General features: G+C 63.6%; 19 protein-coding genes and 1 pseudogene. 11 read left to right on the top strand and 9 right to left on the bottom strand.

All coding sequences use genetic code 11. The features are described from left to right. The 9 genes from AC2FM3_RS12705 to AC2FM3_RS12745 form a co-directional block, all read left to right on the top strand. Nucleotides 1-494, top strand: a 494-nt coding sequence (locus AC2FM3_RS12705; RefSeq protein WP_496682353.1) for a carbohydrate ABC transporter permease, incomplete at its 5' end; no start/stop codon positions are given. Nucleotide 495: 1 nt separating this feature from the next. After that, the gene (locus AC2FM3_RS12710) at nucleotides 496-1,344 is read left to right on the top strand and encodes a carbohydrate ABC transporter permease (protein ID WP_496682354.1); all 849 of its coding nucleotides are present in this window, start codon (nucleotides 496-498) and stop codon (nucleotides 1,342-1,344) included. A gap of 22 nt (nucleotides 1,345-1,366) precedes the next feature. After that, a complete protein-coding gene (locus AC2FM3_RS12715; RefSeq protein ID WP_496682357.1) occupies nucleotides 1,367-2,707 on the top strand; it encodes an alpha-glucosidase/alpha-galactosidase in 1,341 nt (446 codons plus the stop codon). A gap of 13 nt (nucleotides 2,708-2,720) precedes the next feature. Next, a complete protein-coding gene (locus tag AC2FM3_RS12720; protein ID WP_496682359.1) occupies nucleotides 2,721-4,430 on the top strand; it encodes an IlvD/Edd family dehydratase in 1,710 nt (569 codons plus the stop codon). Then, nucleotides 4,430-5,197: an SDR family NAD(P)-dependent oxidoreductase gene (locus AC2FM3_RS12725; protein ID WP_496682361.1), complete on the top strand. Its 768-nt coding sequence runs from the start codon at nucleotides 4,430-4,432 to the stop codon at nucleotides 5,195-5,197. The genes AC2FM3_RS12720 and AC2FM3_RS12725 overlap by 1 nt, the downstream gene beginning before the upstream one ends. A gap of 4 nt (nucleotides 5,198-5,201) precedes the next feature. Beyond that, entirely contained in the window at nucleotides 5,202-6,095 is an 894-nt protein-coding gene (locus AC2FM3_RS12730; protein ID WP_496682363.1) for a 2-dehydro-3-deoxygalactonokinase, read from the top strand. Beyond that, on the top strand, nucleotides 6,092-6,697 hold the full coding sequence (locus AC2FM3_RS12735; RefSeq protein WP_496682364.1) for a 2-dehydro-3-deoxy-6-phosphogalactonate aldolase: 606 nt from the start codon (nucleotides 6,092-6,094) through the stop codon (nucleotides 6,695-6,697). The genes AC2FM3_RS12730 and AC2FM3_RS12735 overlap by 4 nt, the downstream gene beginning before the upstream one ends. Continuing rightward, complete coding sequence (locus AC2FM3_RS12740) at nucleotides 6,694-7,554, top strand: SMP-30/gluconolactonase/LRE family protein (RefSeq protein ID WP_496682368.1); 861 nt, start codon at nucleotides 6,694-6,696, stop codon at nucleotides 7,552-7,554. Before AC2FM3_RS12735 ends, AC2FM3_RS12740 begins: the two co-directional genes overlap by 4 nt. Continuing rightward, on the top strand, nucleotides 7,551-9,470 hold the full coding sequence (locus tag AC2FM3_RS12745; RefSeq protein WP_496682370.1) for a beta-galactosidase: 1,920 nt from the start codon (nucleotides 7,551-7,553) through the stop codon (nucleotides 9,468-9,470). The genes AC2FM3_RS12740 and AC2FM3_RS12745 overlap by 4 nt, the downstream gene beginning before the upstream one ends. 33 nt (nucleotides 9,471-9,503) lie before the next feature. Here the strand turns inward: AC2FM3_RS12745 and AC2FM3_RS12750 are convergent, their stop codons facing one another. The 9 genes from AC2FM3_RS12750 to AC2FM3_RS12790 form a co-directional block, all read right to left on the bottom strand. Beyond that, nucleotides 9,504-10,766, bottom strand: coding sequence for an ABC transporter permease (locus AC2FM3_RS12750; protein ID WP_496682373.1), 1,263 nt, complete (start codon nucleotides 10,764-10,766; stop codon nucleotides 9,504-9,506). Then, nucleotides 10,763-11,683 carry an ABC transporter permease gene (locus AC2FM3_RS12755; RefSeq protein ID WP_496682376.1) on the bottom strand — a complete coding sequence of 307 codons (921 nt, stop codon included), beginning with the start codon at nucleotides 11,681-11,683 and terminating at the stop codon, nucleotides 10,763-10,765. The genes AC2FM3_RS12750 and AC2FM3_RS12755 overlap by 4 nt, the downstream gene beginning before the upstream one ends. A gap of 13 nt (nucleotides 11,684-11,696) precedes the next feature. After that, a complete protein-coding gene (locus tag AC2FM3_RS12760) occupies nucleotides 11,697-12,809 on the bottom strand; it encodes an ABC transporter ATP-binding protein (protein WP_496682378.1) in 1,113 nt (370 codons plus the stop codon). Between the two features lie 118 nt (nucleotides 12,810-12,927). Continuing rightward, on the bottom strand, nucleotides 12,928-14,052 hold the full coding sequence (locus tag AC2FM3_RS12765) for an extracellular solute-binding protein (protein ID WP_496682379.1): 1,125 nt from the start codon (nucleotides 14,050-14,052) through the stop codon (nucleotides 12,928-12,930). 339 nt (nucleotides 14,053-14,391) lie between these two features. Next, nucleotides 14,392-15,480, bottom strand: coding sequence for an ABC transporter ATP-binding protein (locus tag AC2FM3_RS12770; RefSeq protein ID WP_496682381.1), 1,089 nt, complete (start codon nucleotides 15,478-15,480; stop codon nucleotides 14,392-14,394). 3 nt (nucleotides 15,481-15,483) lie between these two features. Continuing rightward, nucleotides 15,484-17,139: an alpha-glucosidase gene (locus AC2FM3_RS12775; protein WP_496682383.1), complete on the bottom strand. Its 1,656-nt coding sequence runs from the start codon at nucleotides 17,137-17,139 to the stop codon at nucleotides 15,484-15,486. A 9-nt stretch (nucleotides 17,140-17,148) separates the two neighbouring features. Next, nucleotides 17,149-18,297 (bottom strand): carbohydrate ABC transporter permease, encoded by a 1,149-nt coding sequence (locus AC2FM3_RS12780; protein WP_496682385.1) that lies wholly within the window; start codon nucleotides 18,295-18,297, stop codon nucleotides 17,149-17,151. A gap of 10 nt (nucleotides 18,298-18,307) precedes the next feature. Then, nucleotides 18,308-19,315: a carbohydrate ABC transporter permease gene (locus tag AC2FM3_RS12785; RefSeq protein ID WP_496682388.1), complete on the bottom strand. Its 1,008-nt coding sequence runs from the start codon at nucleotides 19,313-19,315 to the stop codon at nucleotides 18,308-18,310. Between the two features lie 65 nt (nucleotides 19,316-19,380). Further along, nucleotides 19,381-20,649 (bottom strand): ABC transporter substrate-binding protein, encoded by a 1,269-nt coding sequence (locus tag AC2FM3_RS12790; protein WP_496682390.1) that lies wholly within the window; start codon nucleotides 20,647-20,649, stop codon nucleotides 19,381-19,383. 225 nt (nucleotides 20,650-20,874) lie between these two features. Here AC2FM3_RS12790 and AC2FM3_RS12795 point away from each other — a divergent pair, with 225 nt between their 5' ends. Both AC2FM3_RS12795 and AC2FM3_RS12800 read left to right on the top strand, forming a co-directional pair. After that, nucleotides 20,875-21,906, top strand: a complete 1,032-nt coding sequence (locus AC2FM3_RS12795) for a LacI family DNA-binding transcriptional regulator (RefSeq protein WP_496682393.1) — start codon at nucleotides 20,875-20,877, stop codon at nucleotides 21,904-21,906. 2 nt (nucleotides 21,907-21,908) lie between these two features. Next, nucleotides 21,909-23,207: pseudogene (locus AC2FM3_RS12800) on the top strand (GH1 family beta-glucosidase); the annotation flags it as partial. Between the last annotated feature and the right edge of the window lie 5 nt (nucleotides 23,208-23,212).

The raw sequence follows: 23,212 nt of genomic DNA on the forward strand, positions 1-23,212 counted from the left end.
TCGGCCTGCTCAACGAGTTTCTCAGCTGGTTCGGGCTGGGCCCTGTGAACATCCTGGGGGATGAGCGCTTCGTCACCTACGGCATAATTTTCGCGGGACTCTGGCCGCAGACCGCCTATTGCATGATCCTGTACCTGACCGGCCTGAACGCCGTGGACCCCGAACAGATCGAGGCCGGCCGGCTGGACGGCGCCAAGGGCGGGCGGATGCTGTGGCATATCATCCTGCCGCAACTGCGCCCCGCGACCTTCATCGCCTTTGTCGTGACCATCATCGGCGCGCTGCGGTCGTTCGACCTGATCTCGATCATGACACAGGGCGGGCCGTTCGGATCCTCGCGCGTGCTGGCCTATTACATGTTCGAGGTCGCCTTGTCGGAATACGGGTTCCGCATGGGTTATGGCGCGGCCATCGCCGTGATCCTGTTCCTGATCATGCTGTGCTTCATCGCCTACTTCCTGTGGTCGATGTACCGCGAAGAAAAGGGTTACTGAGATGTTTCCCAAACCGATCGAAAAACAACCCCGCGCGGCGCAGATTTCCTATCAGGCGATGCTGCCGATCGCCCTTCTGCTGTGGCTCGGCCCGCTGCTGGCCGTGGCCCTGTTCTCAATCAAGCCCGAGGCGGATTTCACCAACGCCAACTACTGGGGCCTGCCCTCCAGCTTTGAAGGCGCCAGGAACTACGGTCAGGTGTTCTTCAACTCGGACATGCCGCGCTATCTGCTGAACTCGTTCCTAATCACGGTTCCCACGGTGATCGGCGCGGTGGCGCTCAGCTGCATGACCGGGTTTGCGCTGGGGATTTACAAGTTCAAGTCGAACCTGTGGATCTTCTTCATGTTCGTGGCGGGCAACTTCGTACCCTTCCAGATCCTTATGGTGCCGGTGCGCGACCTGACGCTGGACTTGGGGCTCTACAACACGAAAACCGGCCTGGTGCTGTTCCACATCGCGTTCCAGACGGGGTTCTGCACCCTGTTCATGCGCAACTTCATCCGCGCCCTGCCGTTCGAGCTGATCGAGGCCGCCCGGGTCGAGGGCATCAGCGAATGGCGCATCTTCTGGTACGTCGTCCTGCCGCTGATGAAGCCCGCGATCGCCGCGCTCAGCGTGCTGATCTTCACCTTCATCTGGAACGACTATTTCTGGGCCGTCGTGCTGACCCAGGGGGCCGAGAGCCAACCCGTCACCGCCGGCATCACCAGCTTCAACGCGCAGTTCCGCGCCGCCTATCACTTGATGAGTGCCGGCTCGATCGTCGCGGCCCTGCCGCCGGTGGCCATGTTCTTTCTGATGCAGAAACACTTCATCGCGGGTCTGACCCTCGGTGCCGTAAAATAACGCCTAGTCAAGGTTTACAGTCATGACCAAGATCACCTTCATCGGTGCAGGTTCCACGATTTTCATGCAGAACATCGTGGGCGACGCCCTGCTGACCCCATCGCTGGCCGACAGCCATTTTGCCCTGATGGACATCGACCCCGAGCGTCTGGCCGAGAGCGAAACCGTCGCACGCGCCATGATCCGCTCGGTCGGGACCGGCGCGACCGTGTCCACCCACACCGACCGCCGCACGGCGCTGGACGGGGCTGATTTCGTCATCACGGCTTTCCAGATCGGCGGCTACAGACCCTGCACCGTCACCGATTTCGAGATCCCCAAGCAATATGGCTTGCGCCAGACCATAGCCGACACGCTGGGCGTAGGCGGCATCATGCGCGGCCTGCGCACCGTGCCTGTCCTGTGGGATGTGGCCCGCGACATGGCGCAGCTGTGCCCGGATGCCACGCTGCTGCAATACGTCAACCCGATGGCCATCAACACCTGGGCGCTGGCCGAACGGTTCCCGGCGCTGAAACAGGTCGGTCTGTGCCACTCGGTCCAGAACACGGTCGAGGAACTGGCCCATGACCTCGACCTGCCCAAGGATGAAATCCGCTATCGCGTTGCCGGCGTGAACCACGTGGCCTTCTTCCTGCGGCTCGAACATCAGGGCCGCGACCTGTATCCGGCGCTGCGCCGGGGCTATCACGCGGGCCAATTGCCCAAGGCGCCGCTGCTGATGCCGCGCTGCCCGAACAAGGTGCGGTACGAGGTGATGGATCACCTGGGCTATTTCTGCACCGAAAGCTCGGAACACCTGGCCGAGTACGTCCCGTGGTTCATCAAGGATGGGCGTCAGGACCTGATCGACCAGTTCCAGATCCCGCTGGACGAATATCCCACCCGATGCGAAGAGCAGGTCGCCAACTGGAAAGAACAGGCCAAGACCCTGACCGACGGGCGCGACATCGAGGTGATCCGCAGCCACGAGTTCGCTGCCGACCTGATGAACGCAATCGTCACCGACACGCCGTACGTCGCCTATGGCAACCTGCCCAATACCGGGCAGATCCCGCAGCTTCCGCCGGGCGCCGCGGTCGAAACGCCCTGTCTGGTCGACAGCAACGGCGTGCAGCCCTCGGTCGTCACCGACATTCCGCCGCAGCTGGTCGCCCTGATGCGCACCCAGATCAACGTGCAGGAACTTACCGTGCGCGCCTTGGTCGAGGAAAACCCCGAACACATCTATCACGCCGCCATGATGGACCCGCACACCGCCGCCGAACTGGACCTGCGCCAGATCCGCAACTTGGTCAGTGACCTGCTGACCGCCCATGCCGACTGGCTGCCCGACTGGTGCCAGCCCGCCAAAGCCGCTTGAAAGGGCCCCGCAAATGACCAAGAAACGCCGCTCACAGCATTGGTATGGCAAGCTCGACAAGGACGGGTTCATCCATCGGTCGTGGATGAAGAACCAGGGCTTTCCCGATCATGCGTTCGACGGGCGCCCGATCATCGGCATCTGCAACACCTGGTCCGAGCTGACGCCCTGCAATTCAGGCCTGCGCGACCTGGCCGAAGGCGTCAAGCGCGGCGTGTGGGAGGCCGGCGGCTTTCCCGTCGAATTCCCGGTGATGTCGCTGGGCGAAACCCAGATGAAGCCCACCGCCATGCTGTTCCGCAACCTGCTGGCCATGGATGTCGAAGAATCGATCCGCGCCTATGGCATCGACGGCGTGGTGCTGCTGGGTGGTTGCGACAAGACCACGCCGGGCCAGCTGATGGGCGCGGCCTCGGTCGATCTGCCTACGATCGTGGTCAGTTCCGGGCCGATGCTGAACGGCAAGTATCGCGGCAAGGATATCGGCTCGGGCACCGATGTATGGAAGTTCTCGGAAGCCGTGCGCGCCGGCGAGATGACCTTGCAGGATTTCATGAACGCCGAATCCGGCATGAGCCGGTCCAAGGGCGTCTGCATGACCATGGGTACGGCCTCGACCATGGCGTCGCTGGTCGAGGCGATGGGCATGAGCCTGCCCACAAACGCCGCCCTGCCCGCCGTCGATGCCCGTCGCATGGCGCTGGCGCACATGACCGGCAAGCGCATCGTCGAGATGGTGGACGAAGACCTCAAACCTTCGGACATTCTGACCAAGGCGGCGTTTGAGAACGCCATCCTGGCCAATGCCGCGGTGGGTGGATCCACCAACGCCGTGGTGCACCTGCTGGCGCTGGCCGGTCGGGTGGGCGTGGACCTGACCCTGCAGGATTTCGAGATCGGCTCGGACATTCCGCTGCTGGTCAACTGCATGCCCTCGGGCAAATACCTGATGGAGGATTTCTGCTATGCCGGCGGGATGCCGGTGGTCCTGTCCGAGTTGAAATCGCATCTGCGCCCGGCCCGCACCGTTCTGAACAAGGACATCTCGGCCCACTATGAGGGCGCGGAATGCTTCAACCGCGACGTGATCCATTCCTTCGACGATCCGGTGAAACCGGCCGCCGGGCTGCGCGTTCTGCGCGGCAACCTCGCGCCGAACGGGGCGATCGTGAAACCCTCGGCCGCCACCGACAGCCTGCTGGAAACCGAAGGTGAGGCCTATGTCTTCGACAGCATCGAGGACCTGAAGGCCAATATCGACCGCGATGACCTGCCGGTGACGCCCGAGACCATCCTGGTGCTCAAGGGCTGCGGGCCAAAGGGCTATCCGGGCATGCCCGAGGTCGGCAACATGCCGATCCCCGCCAAGCTGGTGAAACAGGGCGTGCGTGACATGATCCGCGTTTCCGACGCACGCATGTCGGGCACCGCCTTCGGCACAGTGATCCTGCATGTCAGCCCCGAGGCGCAGGCGGGCGGCCCATTGGCGCTGGTGAAAACCGGCGATCGCATCCGCGTGTCCGCCAGCAAGGGCGAGTTGGAATTGCTGGTCGACGAACAGGAACTGGCGGCCCGCCGCGCGGCCTGGCAGCCCGACGACCCGCATTACACCCGCGGCTATGCCAAACTGTATATCGACCATGTCCTGCAGGCCGATCAGGGGGCCGACCTTGATTTCCTGGTGGGCAAGGACACCCGCCTTGTGACCCGAGAGAGCCATTGATGAGCCAGCCTGCCACCTTCCATGACCTGAACGGCGCGTCTGTCTTCATAACCGGCGGCGGGTCCGGCGTGGGCGCGGCCTTGACCGACGGGTTCCTGGCCCAGGGCGCCAAGGTCGCCTTTATCGGCCGGTCCGACGCCAGCGCGTTCGTCGAAGAGATGCGCGTCAAACACGGCCGCGCGCCCTTGTTCCTGCAGGGCGACATGACCGACACTGCGCTGCTGCACGAAACCATGACCAAGGCCGCCGAGGCCCACGGTCCGCTGAACGTGCTGGTCAACAATGCCGCGAACGACAAGCGCCACAGCCTCGAGGAAACCACGCCCGAGTTCTGGGACTGGATGATCGCGGTCAACCTCAAGGCCTATTACTTTGCCTGCCAGCAGGCCGCGCGGCAGATGGCCGAAACCGGCGGGTCGATCATCAACTTCAGTTCGATCAGCTACATGATGGGCAATGCGGGCTATCCGATCTATACGACGGCCAATGCCGGAATCACCGGTATGACCCGTTCGCTCGCGCGCGAGCTGGGACCGAAGAACATCCGCGTCAACGCGCTGGCGCCCGGCTGGGTGCTGACGCAGAAACAACTGGACATGTGGGCCACGCCCGAAGATCTGGCCGCGCATATGGATCGCCAATGCCTGAAGGAACATCTGCGTCCGGACGACATGATCGCGCCGACGCTGTTTCTGGCATCAACGGCCAGCCGCGCCATGACCGGGCAATGCATGGTCGTCGATGGCGGCGTTGTCACAACGGGGTGAGGACATGAACACCGAGTGGATCGCAGTAGACTGGGGCACCTCGCATCTGCGCGCCTGGGCGATGCAGGGCGATACGGTGCTGGACCACGCCCAATGCGACCGGGGCATGGCGACGCTGGGCCGGGATCAGTTCCAGGACGCGCTGCTGACGCTGGTCCAGGGCTGGCTGGGCACGGCGCCCGTCGATGTGATCGCCTGCGGCATGGTCGGTGCCCGCCAGGGCTGGGTCGAGGCGCCCTATGTGGCTGTTCCCGCCAAGCCGATCTCGACCGTTCCGGTGCGCGTGCCCGGCACCGATCCACGCATCCGCGCCTTCGTGGTGCCAGGCCTGAAACAGGACGACCCCGCGGACGTGATGCGCGGCGAGGAAACCCAGATCGCCGGCTACCTGTCCACGCGCCCGCATTGGGATGGCGTGATCTGCCTGCCCGGCACCCACACCAAATGGGTGCAGGTCAGCGCGGGCGAGGTCGTCAGCTTCCGCACCTTCATGACGGGTGAACTTTTCGATCTGCTGGGCCAGCACTCGGTACTGAAACACTCGGTGGGCGAAGGCTGGGACGAGGACGCCTTCGCCACGGCCGTGGCGGACACGCTGTCAAAGCCCGAGCAACTGGCCGGGCGGCTGTTCGGGCTGCGTGCGGCCGACCTGCTGCACGGCCAGGACCCGGCCACCGCACGGTCCCGCCTGTCCGGTGCCCTGATCGGTGCCGAACTGGCCGCCACCCGCCCCTATTGGCTGGGTCAGCAACTGGCCATCGTCGGCGCCGAGGCCTTGTCGCACATCTATGCCGCGGCGCTGCAGCAACAGGGCGCGTTCGTCGAAACCGCCGACGCGACCCAGGCCACGCTGGCCGGTCTGCTACAGGCCCGCACCCTCACGAGGCAAACCGCATGAGCCGCCCCATCATCGCCATTCTGCGCGGGCTTGACCCGGCGCAGGCCGAGGCCGTCGGCCAGGCCATTCTGGACGCAGGGATCGACCGGATCGAGGTACCGCTGAACTCGCCCGACCCGCTGGACAGCATCGGCCGTCTGGCCCGTTCGATCGGCGACCGCGCGCTGGTCGGGGCCGGAACCGTCCTGACCGTGGACGAGGTCGAACAGGTGGCTGCCGTGGGCGGCAAGCTGATCGTGTCGCCCAATTGCGATGCCGAGGTGATCGCGCGCACGGTGGATCTGGGCCTGCAAAGCTGGCCCGGTATCTATACCCCAACCGAGGCCTTCGTCGCCCTGCGGGCCGGGGCCACCGGGTTGAAACTGTTTCCCGGTGTGATGGCCGGACCGGCGGGGCTGGCTGCCATGCGCCCGATCCTGCCCAAGGGTACGCAGGTCTATGCCGTGGGCGGCGCGGGGCCCGAGAATTTCGACGACTGGCTCAAGGTCGGGGCTGACGGGTTCGGCATTGGCTCGGCCCTGTTCAAACCCGGCATGTCCGTGGACCAGATCGCCGAAAACGCCCGCAGGATCGTAGCCGCCTATGACGAGGCCGCGAGATGAGCCAGGTCTTTGACGACCGCCCGTGCGAGTTGGGCGAGGGCCCGCTGTGGCACCCCGAACGGCAACAGCTGTTCTGGTTCGACATCGTCAACAAGCGCCTGATGACCCGCGACGCGGATGGTCCGCAAAGCTGGGATTTTGCCGAGCACGTCTCGGCCGCAGGCTGGATCGACCGCGACACGCTGCTGATCGCGTCGGAAACCGGGCTGTGGACGTTCGGGCTGGAGAGCGGTCGCAAGGAACGCATCATCGCGCTCGAGGCCGACAACCCGGTGACCCGCTCGAATGACGGGCGGGCTGATCCGTGGGGCGGATTCTGGATCGGCACCATGGGCAAGCGCGCGGAACAGGGCGCGGGGGCGATCTATCGCTTGTGGCGGGGTGAGCTGCGGCAGCTGGTGCCGGACGTAACCATCTCGAACGCGATCAGTTTCGCGCCCGACCGGTCCTGCGCCTATTTCTGCGACACGGCCACCGGGCAGGTGCGGCGCTGGGGTCTGAACCCCGAAACCGGCTGGCCCGAGGGCGACAGCGCGGTGTTTCTGGACCTGCGCGCCGAGGGTCTGAACCCCGATGGCGCGGTCGTCGACGCCGCGGGTAACCTGTGGCTCGCACAATGGGGCGCGGCGCGGGTTGCGACCTATGACGCCGGCGGAACCTTCCTGCGCGCGGTGTCCTTCGCGGCAACCCATACCTCATGCCCCGCTTTCGGCGGGCCGGATCTGACGACGCTGTTTTGCACCTCGGCCCGCGAAGGGCTGGATGCGGACACCATCGCGTCACACCCCACTAACGGAATGACCTTTGCCGCCGAAAACGCGGGCCAAGGTCAGGCGGAACACAGAGTCATCCTATGACCCCCGAACTTGGCGTTTGCTATTACCCTGAACACTGGCCGCAAGAAATGTGGGCCGAAGATGCCGCGCGCATGGTCGAGGCCGGTCTGCGCTGGGTCCGGATCGGCGAATTCGGATGGAGCCGGATGGAGCCGGAACCGGGCCGGCTGACATTCGACTGGCTGGATCAGGCCATCGAGACCCTTGGTGCGGCCGGGCTGAAAGTGGTGCTGGGAACCCCAACCGCCACGCCGCCGCGCTGGATGCTGGACCGGCACCCGGACATGCTGGCGGTGGACGAAAACGGGCAGCCGCGCAAGTTCGGCTCGCGCCGTCACTACTGTTTCAGCCATCCCGGATATATCGATGAGTGCGTCCGCATCGCCCGGATCATGGGCGAACGCTATGGCCGAAACCCGTACGTCGCCGCCTGGCAGATCGACAATGAATATGGCTGCCACGACACCACCGTCAGCTACAGCGAGCCTGCCCGGGAGGCCTTCCGCCGCTGGCTGGCCGAACGCTATGGCTCGGTCGAGGCGCTGAACGCGGCCTGGGGCAACGTGTTCTGGTCTATGGAATACAGCGATTTCGATCAGATCGACCTGCCCAACCTGACCGTAACCGAACCCAACCCGGCGCATGTTCTGGCCTTCCGCCGGTTCAGCTCGGACCAGGTGGTGGCCTTCAACCGGGCACAGGTTCAGGCGCTGCGGCCTCTGACCGACGCGCCGCTGCTGCACAACTACATGGGTCGGATTCTGGATTTCGACCATTTCGAGGTGGGCGCCGATCTGGATATCGCCACTTGGGACAGCTACCCGATCGGGTTCCTGTCCGACCGGCTCGAGGCCGACGCGGCGCACAAGACAGCCTTTCTGCAACAGGGCGATCCCGACATGCAGGCCTTTCACCACGATCTGTACCGCGCCGTCGGGCGCGGCCGCTGGTGGGTGATGGAACAACAGCCCGGACCGGTGAACTGGGCGCCCTACAACCCGGCCCCCCTGCCGGGCATGGTGCGGCTTTGGTCGCTTGAGGCTGTGGCCCACGGGGCCGAGGTGGTCAGCTATTTCCGCTGGCGGCAGGCGCCTTTTGCGCAGGAACAAATGCACGCGGGCTTGCTGACGCCGAACAACCGCCCTGCCCCCGGTCTGACCGAGGCGCAGCAGACGGTCGCGGATTTGGCCGCGCTGGGGCCGGTCGAACCGGTGCAGGCGCGGGTGGCCATCCTGTTCGACTACCCGTCGGACTGGGCCTGGGCGACCCAGCCTCAGGGCGCGGGGTTCAACTATTTCCGGCTGGTGTTTTCCGCTTATCGCGCCCTGCGCCGCGCCGGGCTGTCGGTCGATGTCGTGCCGGCCACGGGCATGGACGAAGCCGAGTATGATCTGATTCTCGCCCCCGGGCTGGCCACGCTGGACGACGCGCTGGCCGACCGGTTGCGCGCGGCGACCAAACTGACGGTTCTGGGCCCGCGCACAGGTGCAATCACGGCTGATTTCCAGATCCCGGCCCAAGGCCGCCCCGGCCTGCAAGCGCTGGACTGCGACGTGGCGCTGGTGGAATCTCTGCCGCCCGAGATCACCCGCCCGGTTCAGGGCGGCGGCGCCGCGCAACACTGGGTCGAGCGGCTGACCGGCAACGCGCCCGATCTGTTGACGTTTGCGGACGGGACCCCGGCGCTCAAGGGCAGTGACCAGCTTTGGTATCTGGCCGGATTCCCGGACGAAGACCTGTGGGACCGGATCGTTGAAATGGCCGCGCAGAAGGTCGGGCTGACCCTGCATCCGATGCTGCCCGGCCTGCGGCAGCGCGAGACCGCGACCCATCAGTTCCTGATCAACTACAACGCTCATTCCGTCGAATGGAACGGCCACACGATCGCGGCCTGCGACGTGGCCATTCTGAAACGCAATCCGCCCGGCTGGGGCTGACCTCAGGCCGGGCGGAAGCCTTGACCGGCGCGCCTATTGGTCGCCGCTCAGGCTGTTGGGATCGAACACGTTCCCAAAGCCGCTATTGCCCTTGGGCGGTGCTTCGGCTTCGGGCTCGGCGTCGCTGCCGCCACCCAGAGTGCCGGGCGCGAACACACCGCCAAAGCCGCTGTTGTTCGAGGGTTTGGGCGCCGATTGCGTGGCTCCGCCCTGCTCGGCCTCCTGGGCTTCGCGCTGCTTGCGCTGCTCCTCGCGCTGCTTGCGCAGCTCCTGGATACGGCGTTCGGCCTCCAGGCGTTTCTGCTCTTTCACGTTGGCGATGCACTGGTCGGGGCTGTAGACCGCCGCCGTGCCCACCACCGTGATCGTCGCCACCGCAAAGACCACCAGCAACACCGCCGCCATGTTCCCGGCAAAGAAGCTGGGCAGGCGGATCTTGCCGCCCAGGTCCTGCACCGTCGCGTTGCGGCGGGCGGCGGCGACCAGCTCCTGCCGGCGCAGCTTGGCCTCGTTCAGAAGGGCAAAGAACACCGTCAGCGCCACGATGATGAAGGCCAACGCCGAGATCGAGGGCGTGATGCCGTACCGCACCTTCTGCGCCAGCTCGATGGTCAGCGTCGGATACTCACCGAAGGTGAAGGTGGTGGTGTTGTAGTTCTCGAACGAGGCCAGAAACGCCAGCACCGCCGCCGACGCGATCGCCGGGCGCATGAACGGCAGCAGGATCTTGCGAAACGCCTGCGCATGGGTCGCACCCAGATCCAGCGCGGCCTCGGTCAGCGCCGTGTCATAGCGCTGCAACCGCGCCACCAGCACCAGCATGCAATAGCTGGCGATGAAGGTCGATTGGCCGATCACCGTCAGGAACACCCCGTTCGACAGGACGCTGTCCGCGCCCAGCCCCAGCATCCGGTTGATCCGGTCCCAGAACACCAGGGTCGAGATGCCCAGCACCACGCCCGGGATCAGGATCGGCGCGATGATGATCGTATAGTAGGTGGCGCGTAGCCGGGGCCAGATCTGGGTCAGCATCAGCGCGCCGGCCAGCCCCATCGCCACCGACAGAACCACCGTTCCCGCCCCGATGATCAACGAGTTCTTGATCCCGTTCAGGATGCGCTGATCTTGGAACAGTTCGGTGAACCACTGGAAGGTCAGGCATTCCCACGGGCTCATCCGCGGGAAGCTGGACGAGTTGAAGGCGGTGATCGACATGATCACCAGCGGACCCAGCAGATAGGCGAAGAAGATCGCCAGATAGACCCAGATGCTTATGCGGAGGAAGGAATTGTTCATTTCCCGATATCCCCCATGTTCACCTTGAACAGGCGCATCATCGCCAGCACGAACAGGATGCAGGTCACCAACAGCACCACCGCATAGGCTGCGCCCTGGGGCCAGTCATTGTTGTCGTTGAACTGCTGATAGATCAGCTGCGTGAACCACAGGCTTGACGGCCCTCCCAGGATCTGCGGCGCGGCGAGCGCACCGGCCGACAGCATGAACACCATGGTACAGCCCGAGCTGATCCCCGGCTTGGCGTATGGGATGACCACCCGCCAGTGGATCCGCCACCAGGGCGCCCCCAGATCCCGCGCCGCCTCGATCTGGTTCCGGTCGAGGCTTTCGATCACGTTGTAGATCGGAAAGATCATCAGCAGGATATAGGCATAGCCCAGACCGGCATAGAGCGCGATGTCGTTGCGGATGAAATCGAAGGGCGTGTCCCAGATGCCCAGGCCTACGAACAGCGTGTTCAGAACGCCAGTTTCGCCAAAGATGATACGCAGCGCAAAGGCGCGCAGGATCTCGTTGATCCAATAGGGGATGATCAACATGACTGCGAAGATGCGAATGTGACTGCCCTTGGACTGGCCCAGGTAATAGGCGATCGGATAGCAGAGGATCAGGTTGAAGATCGTCACGCAGACCGCCGCCACCAGTGTGCGGAAGAACACCCGTAGATCGACGGTGTTGTAGTCCTGACTGCCGCCCTCGGGGCCGTAGATCAGGTATTTGTAGTTCTCCAGCGTGTACACGTCCTTGGGGCCGCCGATTTCCGGGGGCGGCAGGTTGGGACGGAAGGAGAAGTCCAGCATCGACAGCTGCGGCAGGATGATCAGGCCGATCGTCCAAAACAGGACCAGACCCAGGATCGTCAGCCCCATGCCGGTGCCGTTGCGGTTGAAGAAATCCTTCAGAAAGGAGGGCATGTCTCGGGCCTCCCTATTCCGCGGCCAGTTCACCGGCCGGAACCACGACCGCGTTGCGGGTGTCGTATTCCAGCGTGATGTACTGTCCCGTGTGATCCTTGAACGACTGGCCGTGGTTCGGGATCGAGACCTTGATCTCTTTCCCGCCATCGCCTTCGGTGAAGATGTTGAAGACGTTGCCCTCGAATTCCTCATGGGTCACGCGCGCGGTCACGAAGTGATCGCCGCTGGCGCCCTCGGGCGCGATCGAGAACGCCTCGGGCCGGATGAACATCATGGCGTCGTCGCCCTCGGCCAACTTGCCCCGGTTGGCCGTGGAAATACGCGCCACCAGCTCACCCGAACGGTTGGTTGCGATCAGCGCCTCATCCCCCATCACCCGCTTGACCTTGCCGCGGAACACGTTGTTTTCGCCCACGAAAGAGGCGGCAAACGCCGTGGCTGGATCGTTGTAGATGGTCTTGCCATCGGCGATCTGGTCGATCACCCCGGCGCGCATCACGGCGATGTTGTCCGACATGGTCAGAGCCTCGCCCTGGTCATGGGTGATGTAGATGAAGGTGATGCCCACCCGCTGCTGAATTTCGCGCAGCTCGGTGCGCATGTGCTGGCGCAGCTTGAGGTCCAGCGCCGACAGCGGTTCGTCCAGCAGCAGCACGTCCGGCTCGGCGCACAAGGCGCGCGCGATGGCCACCCGCTGGCGCTGGCCTCCCGACAATTCGCTGGGCAGCTTGTCGCCCTGACCCGGCAGCGCAATCATGTCCAGCAGTTCGTCCGCGCGTTTGCGCCGTTCGGCGGCGGTGGCGCCTTTTATCTCCATCGAAAAGGTGATGTTCTCCCACACCTTCATGAGCGGAAACAGCGCGAGGTTCTGAAAGATCAGCGCGGTCGGACGCTTGTTCGGCCCGATGCCCTTCATGTTCTTGCCGCCGATCAGGACATTGCCTTCGCTGGGCTCGAGGAACCCAGAGACCGCCCGCAGGATCGTGGTCTTGCCGCAGCCCGAAGGCCCAAGGAACGAAAAGAAGTCGCCGCCGTTTATGTGAACGTTCGCATCGCGTACGGCGACGAAATCGCCGAAGCGAATCCACAGGTTTTCCAGATCAACTCCGATCCCTGCACTCATGTTTATTTTCTCCCTGTGACACAGCCTTTGGCCGCACCGAATCATTGTCCGTCACGCGGAGCGCGCGCGGAGTCCTGTGGCCCCCCGCTGTGTTGCGGGGGGCGCGATCGAGTTGCAATCAGGCGCTCTTGAACTTGTTGACGAACTCGGTCCGGGTTTCGGCGTACCAGGGGGCCTCGGCCGGCCAGGGGTTCAGGTTGGCCAGCGAGTCGCCCGGATAGGCCTCGGCAAAGTTCTTCTTGTAGGTGTCGCCGGAATATTGGTCGGCGCCCAGTACCGGCGAGTTGTAGCCGTGGCTGTCGATCGCCACGCCCGCGGGCTCGGGTTGATAGGCGAATTCGATGAACGCATAGATCTGGTCGATGTTCTGCGCGCCCACGGGCACCGACATGCCATCGACCCAGGCCATCGCGCCTTCGACCGGCGCCTGGTAATGCACCGGCTCGCCGGCAGATTTTAGCGCCAGCGGCGGACCGTCCCAGGTCTGGCCGACGACCACACCTTCGTTCAGCAGGCCATTCTTTTGGGTGTCGGCATCGTTCCACAGCAGCTTGATGCGGTCCTTGCGGGCGATGCACCAATCGGTGATCTGGCCCCAGACCTTGCGCATCGTTTCTTCGTCATTGTAGGCCGACCAGACCGAGCCGGGCTCCATCTCGCCCACACGCTCCATGTACAGGCCCGCGCCCAGCATCATCGAATGCGCGCGGCCCATGGTCTTGCCGGCGTTCTCCTCGGACCAGACATCGCCATAGGACGGCGCGTCGCCATCCGGCAGCCACAGGTCGGTGCGATAGGCGATGCCCTCGGTGCCCCAGATATGCGGCAGCCAGTGCACGCCTTTGCCGCCGAAGTTCCAGGCATCGGTGCCGATCTTGGCCATGGCCGGGTTCACCTTGTCGATCGGCACGCGGCTCATGTCAAACGGTTGCAGAAGTTCCAGCGGCTCCCACTGCAGCGACCGGTTGTTGGTGGGCGACACGATGTCGAAGCCCTGGCCTTTGGTCGCCTTCATCTTGTTGATGATTTCCTCGTTCGAGCCGATGCCGGTATAATTCACCTTGATGCCGGTCTTGGCCTCAAATGCCTCAAGGAAGCTGGGCGGCAGGTAATCCGACCACATCAGGATGTTGACCTCGCCCGAGGATGCCAGCGCGCTTTTGCTGTAGAGCGGCGCTGCCAGAGCGGCCGCACCGGCCCCTTTCAACACCGTACGACGGTTCACATTCGACGATTTCGCCATTGGTTTTCTCCCGTGTTTGGACTGAGTTTTGTTGTTGTATGTGCGTCACGTTAGAGTTTTGCGGCCGCTGCGTCAGTCCAAAAAGCGACAGATTGCGAAATTCATAGGTCCAGATTGACGACCGCGACAGGCGACGGCGGCTCACCGCAGTCGGAAATTTCTCTTCATTCGCCCGCAAATCAGGCTTCAGATCATACTTCCCCGCAGACATCGGCTGCGCCTGCCCAACCGGATCAGCGAACCCCTGTGTCTCGACCCGCGTGAATAGTTTACAAGAAAAAGGCCGCACCTGCCCCGCCATGGGGCCGGATGCAGCCTTTTTGTGCAGAATCAGAAGCGTCAGGCGCGCGGGCGCATCGACAGCCCGTCATGGAACAGGTGCACTTTTTCGGGCGCCGCCGTGACCGAGACCGTCTGCCCACGCAAACCGCGATGAATGCCCGGCAATTTGCCGATCACCGACTCGGCCCCCGGGGCCTTGGCGAAATAGAGCAGCGTCACCTCGCCCAAGGCTTCGGTGAAATCCACGACACCGGTCAGCAGGGGCGCGCCATCGGCAACCACCAGGTCCTCGGGCCGGACGCCCACATTGACTTTCTTGCCGACGTCCGCGTCTTGGGTCGGGATGGCCGAAACCGCCGTGCCGCCGGAATCCAGCGCGACGGTCGTGATGGCACCGGTGCCGGTGATCGTTCCGGGCAGCAGGTTCATGGCGGGCGAGCCGATGAACTGGGCCACGAATTCGTTGTCGGGCGTCTCGTACAGTTCCAGCGGCGTGCCGACCTGTGCGATGCCCTTGTTGGCCAGAACCACGATCCGGCTGGCCAGGGTCATTGCCTCGACCTGGTCGTGGGTGACATAGATCATCGTGCTGTCGGGCATCGCCTCTTTCAGGCGCGCGATCTCGATCCGCGTGGCCACCCGCAGCGCAGCATCCAGGTTCGACAGCGGCTCGTCGAACAGATAGACCTTGGGGTCGCGCACGATGGCCCGGCCGATGGCGACCCGCTGACGCTGACCGCCCGACAGAGCCTTGGGCAGCCGGTCCAGAAACGGTTCCAGCTGCAGGATCTGCGCCGCGCGGTTCACCGCCGCGTCGATCTGATCGGCGGGCATCTTGGCGATTTTCAGGGCAAAGGCCATGTTCTCGCGCACGGTCATGTGCGGATACAGCGCGTAGCTTTGGAACACCATGGCGATGCCGCGCTGTGCCGGGGGCACGTCGTTCATCACCTGCCCCTCGATCTCCAGCGTCCCGCCCGAAATGCGTTCCAGACCCGCGATCATCCGCAGCAGGGTGGACTTGCCGCAGCCCGAGGGGCCGACGAACACGATCAACTCGCCGCGCTCGATCTCAAGGTTGATATCCTTCAGGACATCGACATTGCCATAGGTCTTGGCGACATCGGTCAGCTTGAGTTCGGACATGGGTTACCCTTTCTCTCGGACCATCAGGCAGAATTGCGACGGCGCCAGCGTGGCGCTTGCCTGCGCGTCGACTGCGCCAAGATCCTGACCGATGCAGCGCCAGTTGCCCTCGGGCAGGTCGATTTCCGCGGTGTCATCGCCCAGGTTGAAGGCACAGAACACCTGCTGGGTATCATCCTCACGCAGGAAGCTCAGGATTGGGCCGGTTTCGCGCATGTGCGACTGGGTGCCCGACATCAGCGCCGGATACTCATGGCGCAGAGCGATGGCGCGGCGATAGTGGTTCAGCACCGACTGCGTGTCGGCTTCCATCCGGTCCACGGCGCGTTCAGCCTGCGCGGTACTGACGGGCAGCCATGGCGCACCTGTGGTAAAGCCCGACTGTTCGGCCTGCGCGGCCCAGACCATGGGCGTGCGGCAGCCGTCGCGGCCCTTGTATTCAGGCCAGAATTCGATGCCATAGGGGTCCTGCAGGTGCTCAAAGGCCACGTCTGCCTCGGGCAGGCCCAGCTCTTCGCCCTGATACAGGCAGGCCGAGCCGCGCAGGCACATCATCAGAACCGCGTGCTGCCGGATGCCGGCCTCGTTCAGATCCCAGCGCGAGGCGTGACGCTGCACGTCGTGGTTGGAGAACGCCCAGCACGGCCAGGCGTCGCCGGCCTTGGACAGAAGCTGGTCGAACACATGCTTGGTGTATTCTGCCGTCAGGCGGCGTTTCTCTAGAAATTCAAAGGCATAGCACATGTGCATGCGCTTGTCGCCACGGGTGTATTCGCCCATGATCTCAAGCCCGCGCTGTGCGTCGCCCACCTCACCCAGACAGGCGCGGCCGTCATATTGATCGGTCAGGGCGCGCAGCCGTTCCAGAAAGGCGATGTTTTCTGGTTGGCTCTTGGAATACAGGTGGTCCTGATGGTTGTAGGGGTTGACCATCGGCGCGATGGTGGCGTTGCGCTGATCCAGAGGCAGCGCCGGGTTGTCGCGCAGTTGCGCGTCGTGGAAGTAGAAGTTGATCGTGTCCAGCCGGAACCCGTCAACACCCATGTCCAGCCAGAACCGCGCGACGTCCAGCAGCGCGTCCTGCACATCGGGGTTGTGGAAATTCAGGTCCGGCTGCGAGGTCAGGAAGTTGTGCAGGTAATACTGCTGCCGGCGCGTATCCCACTGCCAAGCCGAGCCGCCGAAGATCGACAGCCAGTTGTTGGGCGGGGTCCCGTCGGGCTTGGGGCCGGCCCAGACATACCAGTCGGCTTTGGGGTTCTCGCGGTTGCTGCGGCTTTCGACGAACCACGGATGCTGGTCCGAGGTATGCGACAGCACCAGGTCGATCATCACTCGCAGACCCAGACCATGGGCGCGGTCCAGCAACGTCTGGAAATCCTCCATCGTGCCGAACATAGGATCGATGGCGCGATAGTCGCTGACATCGTACCCGAAATCCTTCATCGGGGACTTGAAGAAGGGCGAGATCCAGATCGCATCGACCCCCAGACCGGCGATGTAGTCCAGCCGCTGGGTGATGCCCCGCAGGTCTCCGATGCCGTCGCCGTTGCTGTCCTGAAAGCTGCGCGGATAGATCTGATAGATCACCCCGCCGCGCCACCAGTCGGACGCCGTCTTGGTTGAGTGCTTGAGGTCCACGTTGTTCTGCACGTTCATCACACGCCCTTATTTGACTGAACCGGCCAGCAATCCGCGGACCAGGTATTTCTGCATTGCAAAGAAGACGACCAGCGGCACCGCGATCGACACGAATGCGGCCGTCGCCAGGATTTCCCAATTTCCGCCACGGGTGCCCAGAAGCTCGACGATACTGTTGGTCATCACGGTGGTTTCTCCGGATGCGTCGATCAGGAACACCTTGGCCACCAACAGGTCGTTCCATGTCCACAGGAACTGGAAGATCGCGAACGAGGCCAGCGCCGGAAAGCTCAGCGGGAGGATCAGCTTGGTGAAGATTTGAAACTCGGTGGCGCCGTCGACCCGCGCATTCTCGATCAGGTCGCGGGGCAGACCGGCCATGTAATTGCGCAAAAGATAGATCGCCAGCGGCATGCCAAAGCCAGTATGGGCCAGCCAGACGCCCAGATACCCTTTGCCGATGCCGATGTTCAGATGGAATTTCAGCAGCGGGATCAGCGCCAACTGCAAAGGCACAACCAGCAGACCGACCACCGCGGCGATCAACAGCGCACGGCCCGGAAAGTCCATCCAGGCCAGCGCATAGGCCGCAAAAGCCGCCACCAGGATCGGGATGATCGTGGCCGGAATCGTGACCGTCAACGTGTTAAAGAACGCCTTGGCCATGCTGTCGGTGCTGTCCTCGGCCAGCAGGACCTTGTGGTAATTGTCCAAAGTGAACTCGGGCGGCAGTTCGGCGGTCACGAAGACGCGCGACCCCCTGCTGCCGGTGAATTCCTCGGTGTTCTCCATCCGGTAATCGCCATTGACCTGAACGGTGATCGTGCCGCCCTTGCGCAGTTCGGCCGTCTGGCCCGGCTCAAATGCATCGATCTCGCGCGAGCTGATGCCCCATTTCGAGATGCGCGCGTTGGTGCCGGCGTCGAACAGATTGCCCTCGATCACATACAGGCCATTTTCCTGCACCTGGGTATCGGGCGCGGCGCTGCGCAGCGTCAGGTTCTGCTCGGACGGGAAAATCGCCCGCCACCAGCCGCTGGTTGCGATCTGGTCCGCCGTGCGAAACGACGAGATGAACAGGCCCAGCGTGGGCACCACCCATAGCACCACCAGAAACAGAACCGAGGCATGTACGGCCCATCTGAGCGCCGGGCGGGTTCCTGCGATCTCACTCATGGCGGACCCCCTATTCCATTTCCTTGCGCGCGTTGCGGACGTTCCAGACGAGGATCGGCGTCACCAGCAGCATGATCACCATGGCCGAGGCCGAGCCCACGCCCCAGTCGTTGGCGCGGAACAGCTTGTCGAACATGTAGTTGGCCAGCACCTGTGTCTCCCACTGGCCGTTGGTCATGGCGAACACGATGTCGAAGACCTTCAGCACGACGATGGTGATCGTTGTCCACACCACTAGGATCGTCGTCTTGATTTGCGGCACCTTGATCTTGAAGAAGATCTGGAGCGGGCTGGCGCCATCCAGAATGGCGGCCTCGACCGTTTCTTCGGGAATTCCACGAAGGGCCGCCGACAGGATCACCATGGCAAAGCCCGTTTGGATCCAGATCAGAACGATCATCAGGAAGAAATTGTTCCAGAACGGAATGGTCAGCCAGGTCTGCGGCTCGGTTCCGCCAAAGAAGATATACAGGGCATTTAGCATGCCGATCTGGTCCTGCTCGATCGGGCGGGTGTCATAAACCAGCTTCCAGATCACCGAAGCGCCCACGAACGAGATCGCCATCGGCATGAAGATCAACGACTTGGCAATATTGCCCCAGCGGATGCGGTCGGTCAGCTGGGCCACCAACAGGCCGAATGCCGTCGACAGCGCCGGCACCACGATCAGCCACAGCATGTTGTTGCGCATCGCTTCCCAGAATTTCGGCTCGGCGACCATCTGGGCATAGTTGTCCAGACCAACCCACTCGTACCCGCCGCCGGGCACGCGGTCGGTCAGGGACAGGCGCAACGTTTCCACCACCGGATAGGCGAGGTACAGCCCCAGCGCGGCCAGGGCGGGGAGCAGAAACAGCCAGGGCCGGATCATGTTGGCCCTGTTGATGTTGCGCCCGGCATTCGGGCCGCGCGGCGGGAACAGAACCTTGTCCAGAAACTGGTTGGACAGGTAGAAATAGCCGACGCAGGCGGATACGCCGATGGCGATCGTCAACAGACCTTGGATTGCGGGATGCATGTCACCCTCCGTGGCGACGATGGGTCGGGCAACCCGCATGCACGGGTTGCCCCTGGTTCACGGGTTTACTGGATCGCGTCCCAGGACGCCTGGATCTCGCCGGCGACCTCTTGCGCGGATTTGCCACCGACATAATCGACCATGCCGGTCCAGAACGTACCAGCGCCCACCGCGCCCGGCATCAAGTCGGACCCGTCAAAGCGGAAGGTGGTCGCGCCCAGAAGAATGTCGTTCATCTTCTTCAGCGTCGGGTCCGAGAAGGCCGAGGTATCGACACCCTTGTGTGGGGTCAAAAAACCGCTGAGCGCCATCCAGGTCTCATGCGCCTCGGGGGTCTGCAGATACGCGATCAGGTCGTGCGCGGCGGGGCTGTCGTTGGTGATCGCCCACAACGTGCCCGCGCCCAGAACCGGGCTGCCCAGATCCTTGCTTTCATAGGCCGGGAAGTAGAAGAAATCGGCATCTTCACCCACGACCGTACCTTCGGGGAAGAAGGCCGGGATGAACGAGGCCTGACGGTGCATGTAGCACTGCGGCGGTGAGCTGAACAGACCCTTGGGGCTGTCGCGGAAATCGGTGGTTGCAACCGCCCCGGCCCCACCGGCCACATAGTCGTCATTGCGGGCGAATGCACCGAATTCCTCGATTGCGGCCAAGACCTTGGGGGCGTTGAACTTCAGGTCGTTGGTAACCCAGGCGTCGTAGTCCGCCGGGGACAGGGTGCGCAGCATCATGTCCTCAACCCAGTCGGTCGCCGGCCATCCGGTCGCGCCGCCCGACCCCAGACCGATGCACCAAGGCGTGCCGCCATCGGCGACGATCTGGTCGGTCAGGGCCTTGAGCTCTTCCATCGTGGTCGGGACCTCATAACCCGCGTCCTCGAAATTCTCGGGCACGTACCAGACCAGCGATTTCACATCGACCTTGTAGAAGAAGCCGTAGAGATGCTCCTGACCGTCCGGGCCGGCATAGGTGCCCAGATCGACCCAGGACTGGCCCGCGGCATAGTTGTCGCGCACCCAATCCGCCGTTCCGTCCGCCAGCGGCGTCAGGAACCCGGCCTTGGCCATGTCGGCCGCCAGTCCCGGCTGAGGGAACACGGCGATGTTCGGTGCCGAACCGGCCTCGGCGTCGATGCGGATCTGCTGTTCGAAGCTGTCCGAGCCGACATAGGCATATTCATGCCCGGTGGCAGCGGCAAAGCCGTCCAGCACCTTTTCGACATTTTCCTGGTCCGGGCCAAGCCAAGGGCCGAACACGGTTACCTTTTCGGCCTGGGCCGCGCCCGCCATCAGGGCAAACGTGGCCGCACCTGCCAAAAGCGAGTGTTGCATTGATTTTCCTCCCAACTGTATCTGGCGCATGTGAGACTCGGTTTTCAAAGCGCTTTGGATGCCCGCTGTTATCCGCTAACGGAATGCGGCTGTCAATCGTCTGTTTTCTGTAAGCCCCATGTTTTATTGATGCAGTCGCAGAAAAAATGAAACAGCTTGACGCAAGCAAAAATTGGCCACACAACAGGGACTGAACCGCAGATTTAAGGCGCTTTGACAGCCGCTATGAACCTCAAACAGCTCTCTCAGATCCTGGGCCTGTCACAGACGACGGTCAGCCGCGCGCTGAACGGCTACCCAGAGGTGAGCGAGGCAACACGCCTGCGGGTTCAGGCGGCGGCGGCCAGGCACGGCTATCGTCCGAACGCGCGCGCCAAGGGGCTGGCGACGGGTCGGTCGATGGTGATCGGCCACGTGATTCCCAGCTCGGCCCGGCACGAGATGGTAAACCCGATCTTCGGCGATTTCGTCGCCGGCGCGGTCAAGAAGTATGCCGAGCACGGCTATGACATGATGTTCACAAATGCCGACGACACCTCGATCGAGGACGCCTATCGCAGCCTCTTCCAGCGCGGCGCGGTCGATGGCGTGGTGCTGCAGGGCCCCAAAGTGGACGAACCGCGGATCGAGGTTCTGACCCGGATGCAGGTGCCGTTCATCGTGCATGGCCGCTCGACCGGCGTCAGCCTGCCCTATGACTGGATCGACGTGAACAACAAAAGTTCGTTCCAGCGCGCGACCCGCTTTCTGATCGACCTGGGCCACCGGCGGATCGCGCTGATCAACGGGCTGGAGGACATGGATTTTGCCCAAAGGCGCCGCGACGGGTATCTCGAGGCGCTGAAACAGGCCGGCCTGTCGCCCGACCCGGCCCTGATGCGCAGCGCCGAGATGACCGAAGTCTATGGCCACCACGAAACCCGAGACATGCTGCGGCTGGACGATCCGCCGACCGCGATCCTGACCTCATCGATGATTTCGGCGATCGGGGTGCGGCGCGCGCTGGACGAGGCCGGGCTGAAGATGGGCCGCGACGTATCGGTGATCGCCCATGACGACGACCTGTCCTATCTGAAGAACGGGCAGGACGTTCCGATCTTTACCGCCACCCGGTCTTCGGTGCGCCACGCTGGCGAACTGGCCGCCGAGATGCTGATCGAGCGCATCCGCGCGCCCCACGACCCGACCAAGACTAGATTGCTCGAGGCCGAACTGGTAGTCGGCGGCTCGACTGGTCCCGCCCCCAACAGGTTCTGAACATGAAATACACCCGCGCTGATTTCCCCAAAGACTTCCTCTTTGGTGTCGCAACCTCGGCCTATCAGATCGAAGGCCACGCACAGGGCGGCGCCGGCCCGACCCATTGGGACAGTTTCGCGGCCACGCCCGGCAACGTGGTGCGCGCCGAAAACGGCGATCTGGCCTGCGACCACCTGCACCGGTTCGAACAGGATTTCGACCTGATCCGCGAGGCCGGGTTCGACTGCTATCGCTTTTCCACCAGCTGGGCGCGCGTGCTGCCCGAAGGGCGCGGGCCGGTGAACCAGGCCGGGCTGGACTATTATGACCGTCTGGCCGACGCCCTGCTGGAACGCGGCATCCGCCCCTGCGCCACGCTGTATCATTGGGAGCTGCCCTCAGCCCTGGCCGACCTGGGCGGCTGGCGCAACCGCGACATCGCCAACTGGTTCGCCGATTTCACCGAGATCATCATGGGCCGCATCGGCGACCGCATGTACAGCGTCGCGCCGATCAACGAGCCCTGGTGCGTCAGTTGGCTGAGCCATTTCGAAGGCCACCACGCCCCCGGCCTGCGCGACATCCGCGCCACGGCCCGCGCCATGCATCACGTCCTTCTGGCCCATGGCCGCGCGATTCAGACGATGCGGGGCCTTGGCATGTCGAACCTGGGCGCGGTGTTCAACCTGGAGTGGGCCGAACCCGCCGATGAAACCCCCGAGGCCCGAGAAGCCGCCGATCTGTATGACAGCATCTACAACCGGTTCTTCCTGGGCGGCGTGTTCAACAAGGCCTACCCCGAGAACGTCCTGCAGGGGCTGCAGGCCCACCTGCCCGACGGGTGGCAGGATGATTTCGACACGATCGGCACGCCGGTCGACTGGTGCGGGTTGAACTACTATACCCGCAAGCTGATCGCACCCGCCGACACGCCCTGGCCCAGCCTGCAAGAAGTGCCCGGCCCCCTGCCCAAGACGCAGATGGGGTGGGAGATCGAGCCAAGCGCGCTGACCCGGTTCCTGACCCGTACGGCCCGGGACTACACAGGCGATCTGCCGATCTATGTCACCGAAAACGGCATGGCCAGCCCCGAGCGGCAGCAGGATGACGACCGCATCGACTATCTGAATCAGCATCTGGCTGCGGTGCAGGACGCGCTGGATCAGGGCGTTCCGGTCAAGGGCTATTTCATCTGGTCACTGCTGGACAACTACGAATGGGCGCTAGGATACGAAAAGCGGTTCGGCCTGGTCGATGTCGATTTCGAAACGCTGGAACGGCGCCCCAAGGCGTCGTTCCGGGCGATGCAGGCCGCTTTGGCCCA

The sequence above is a fragment of the Ruegeria sp. BHSB172 genome, from assembly GCF_059613165.1.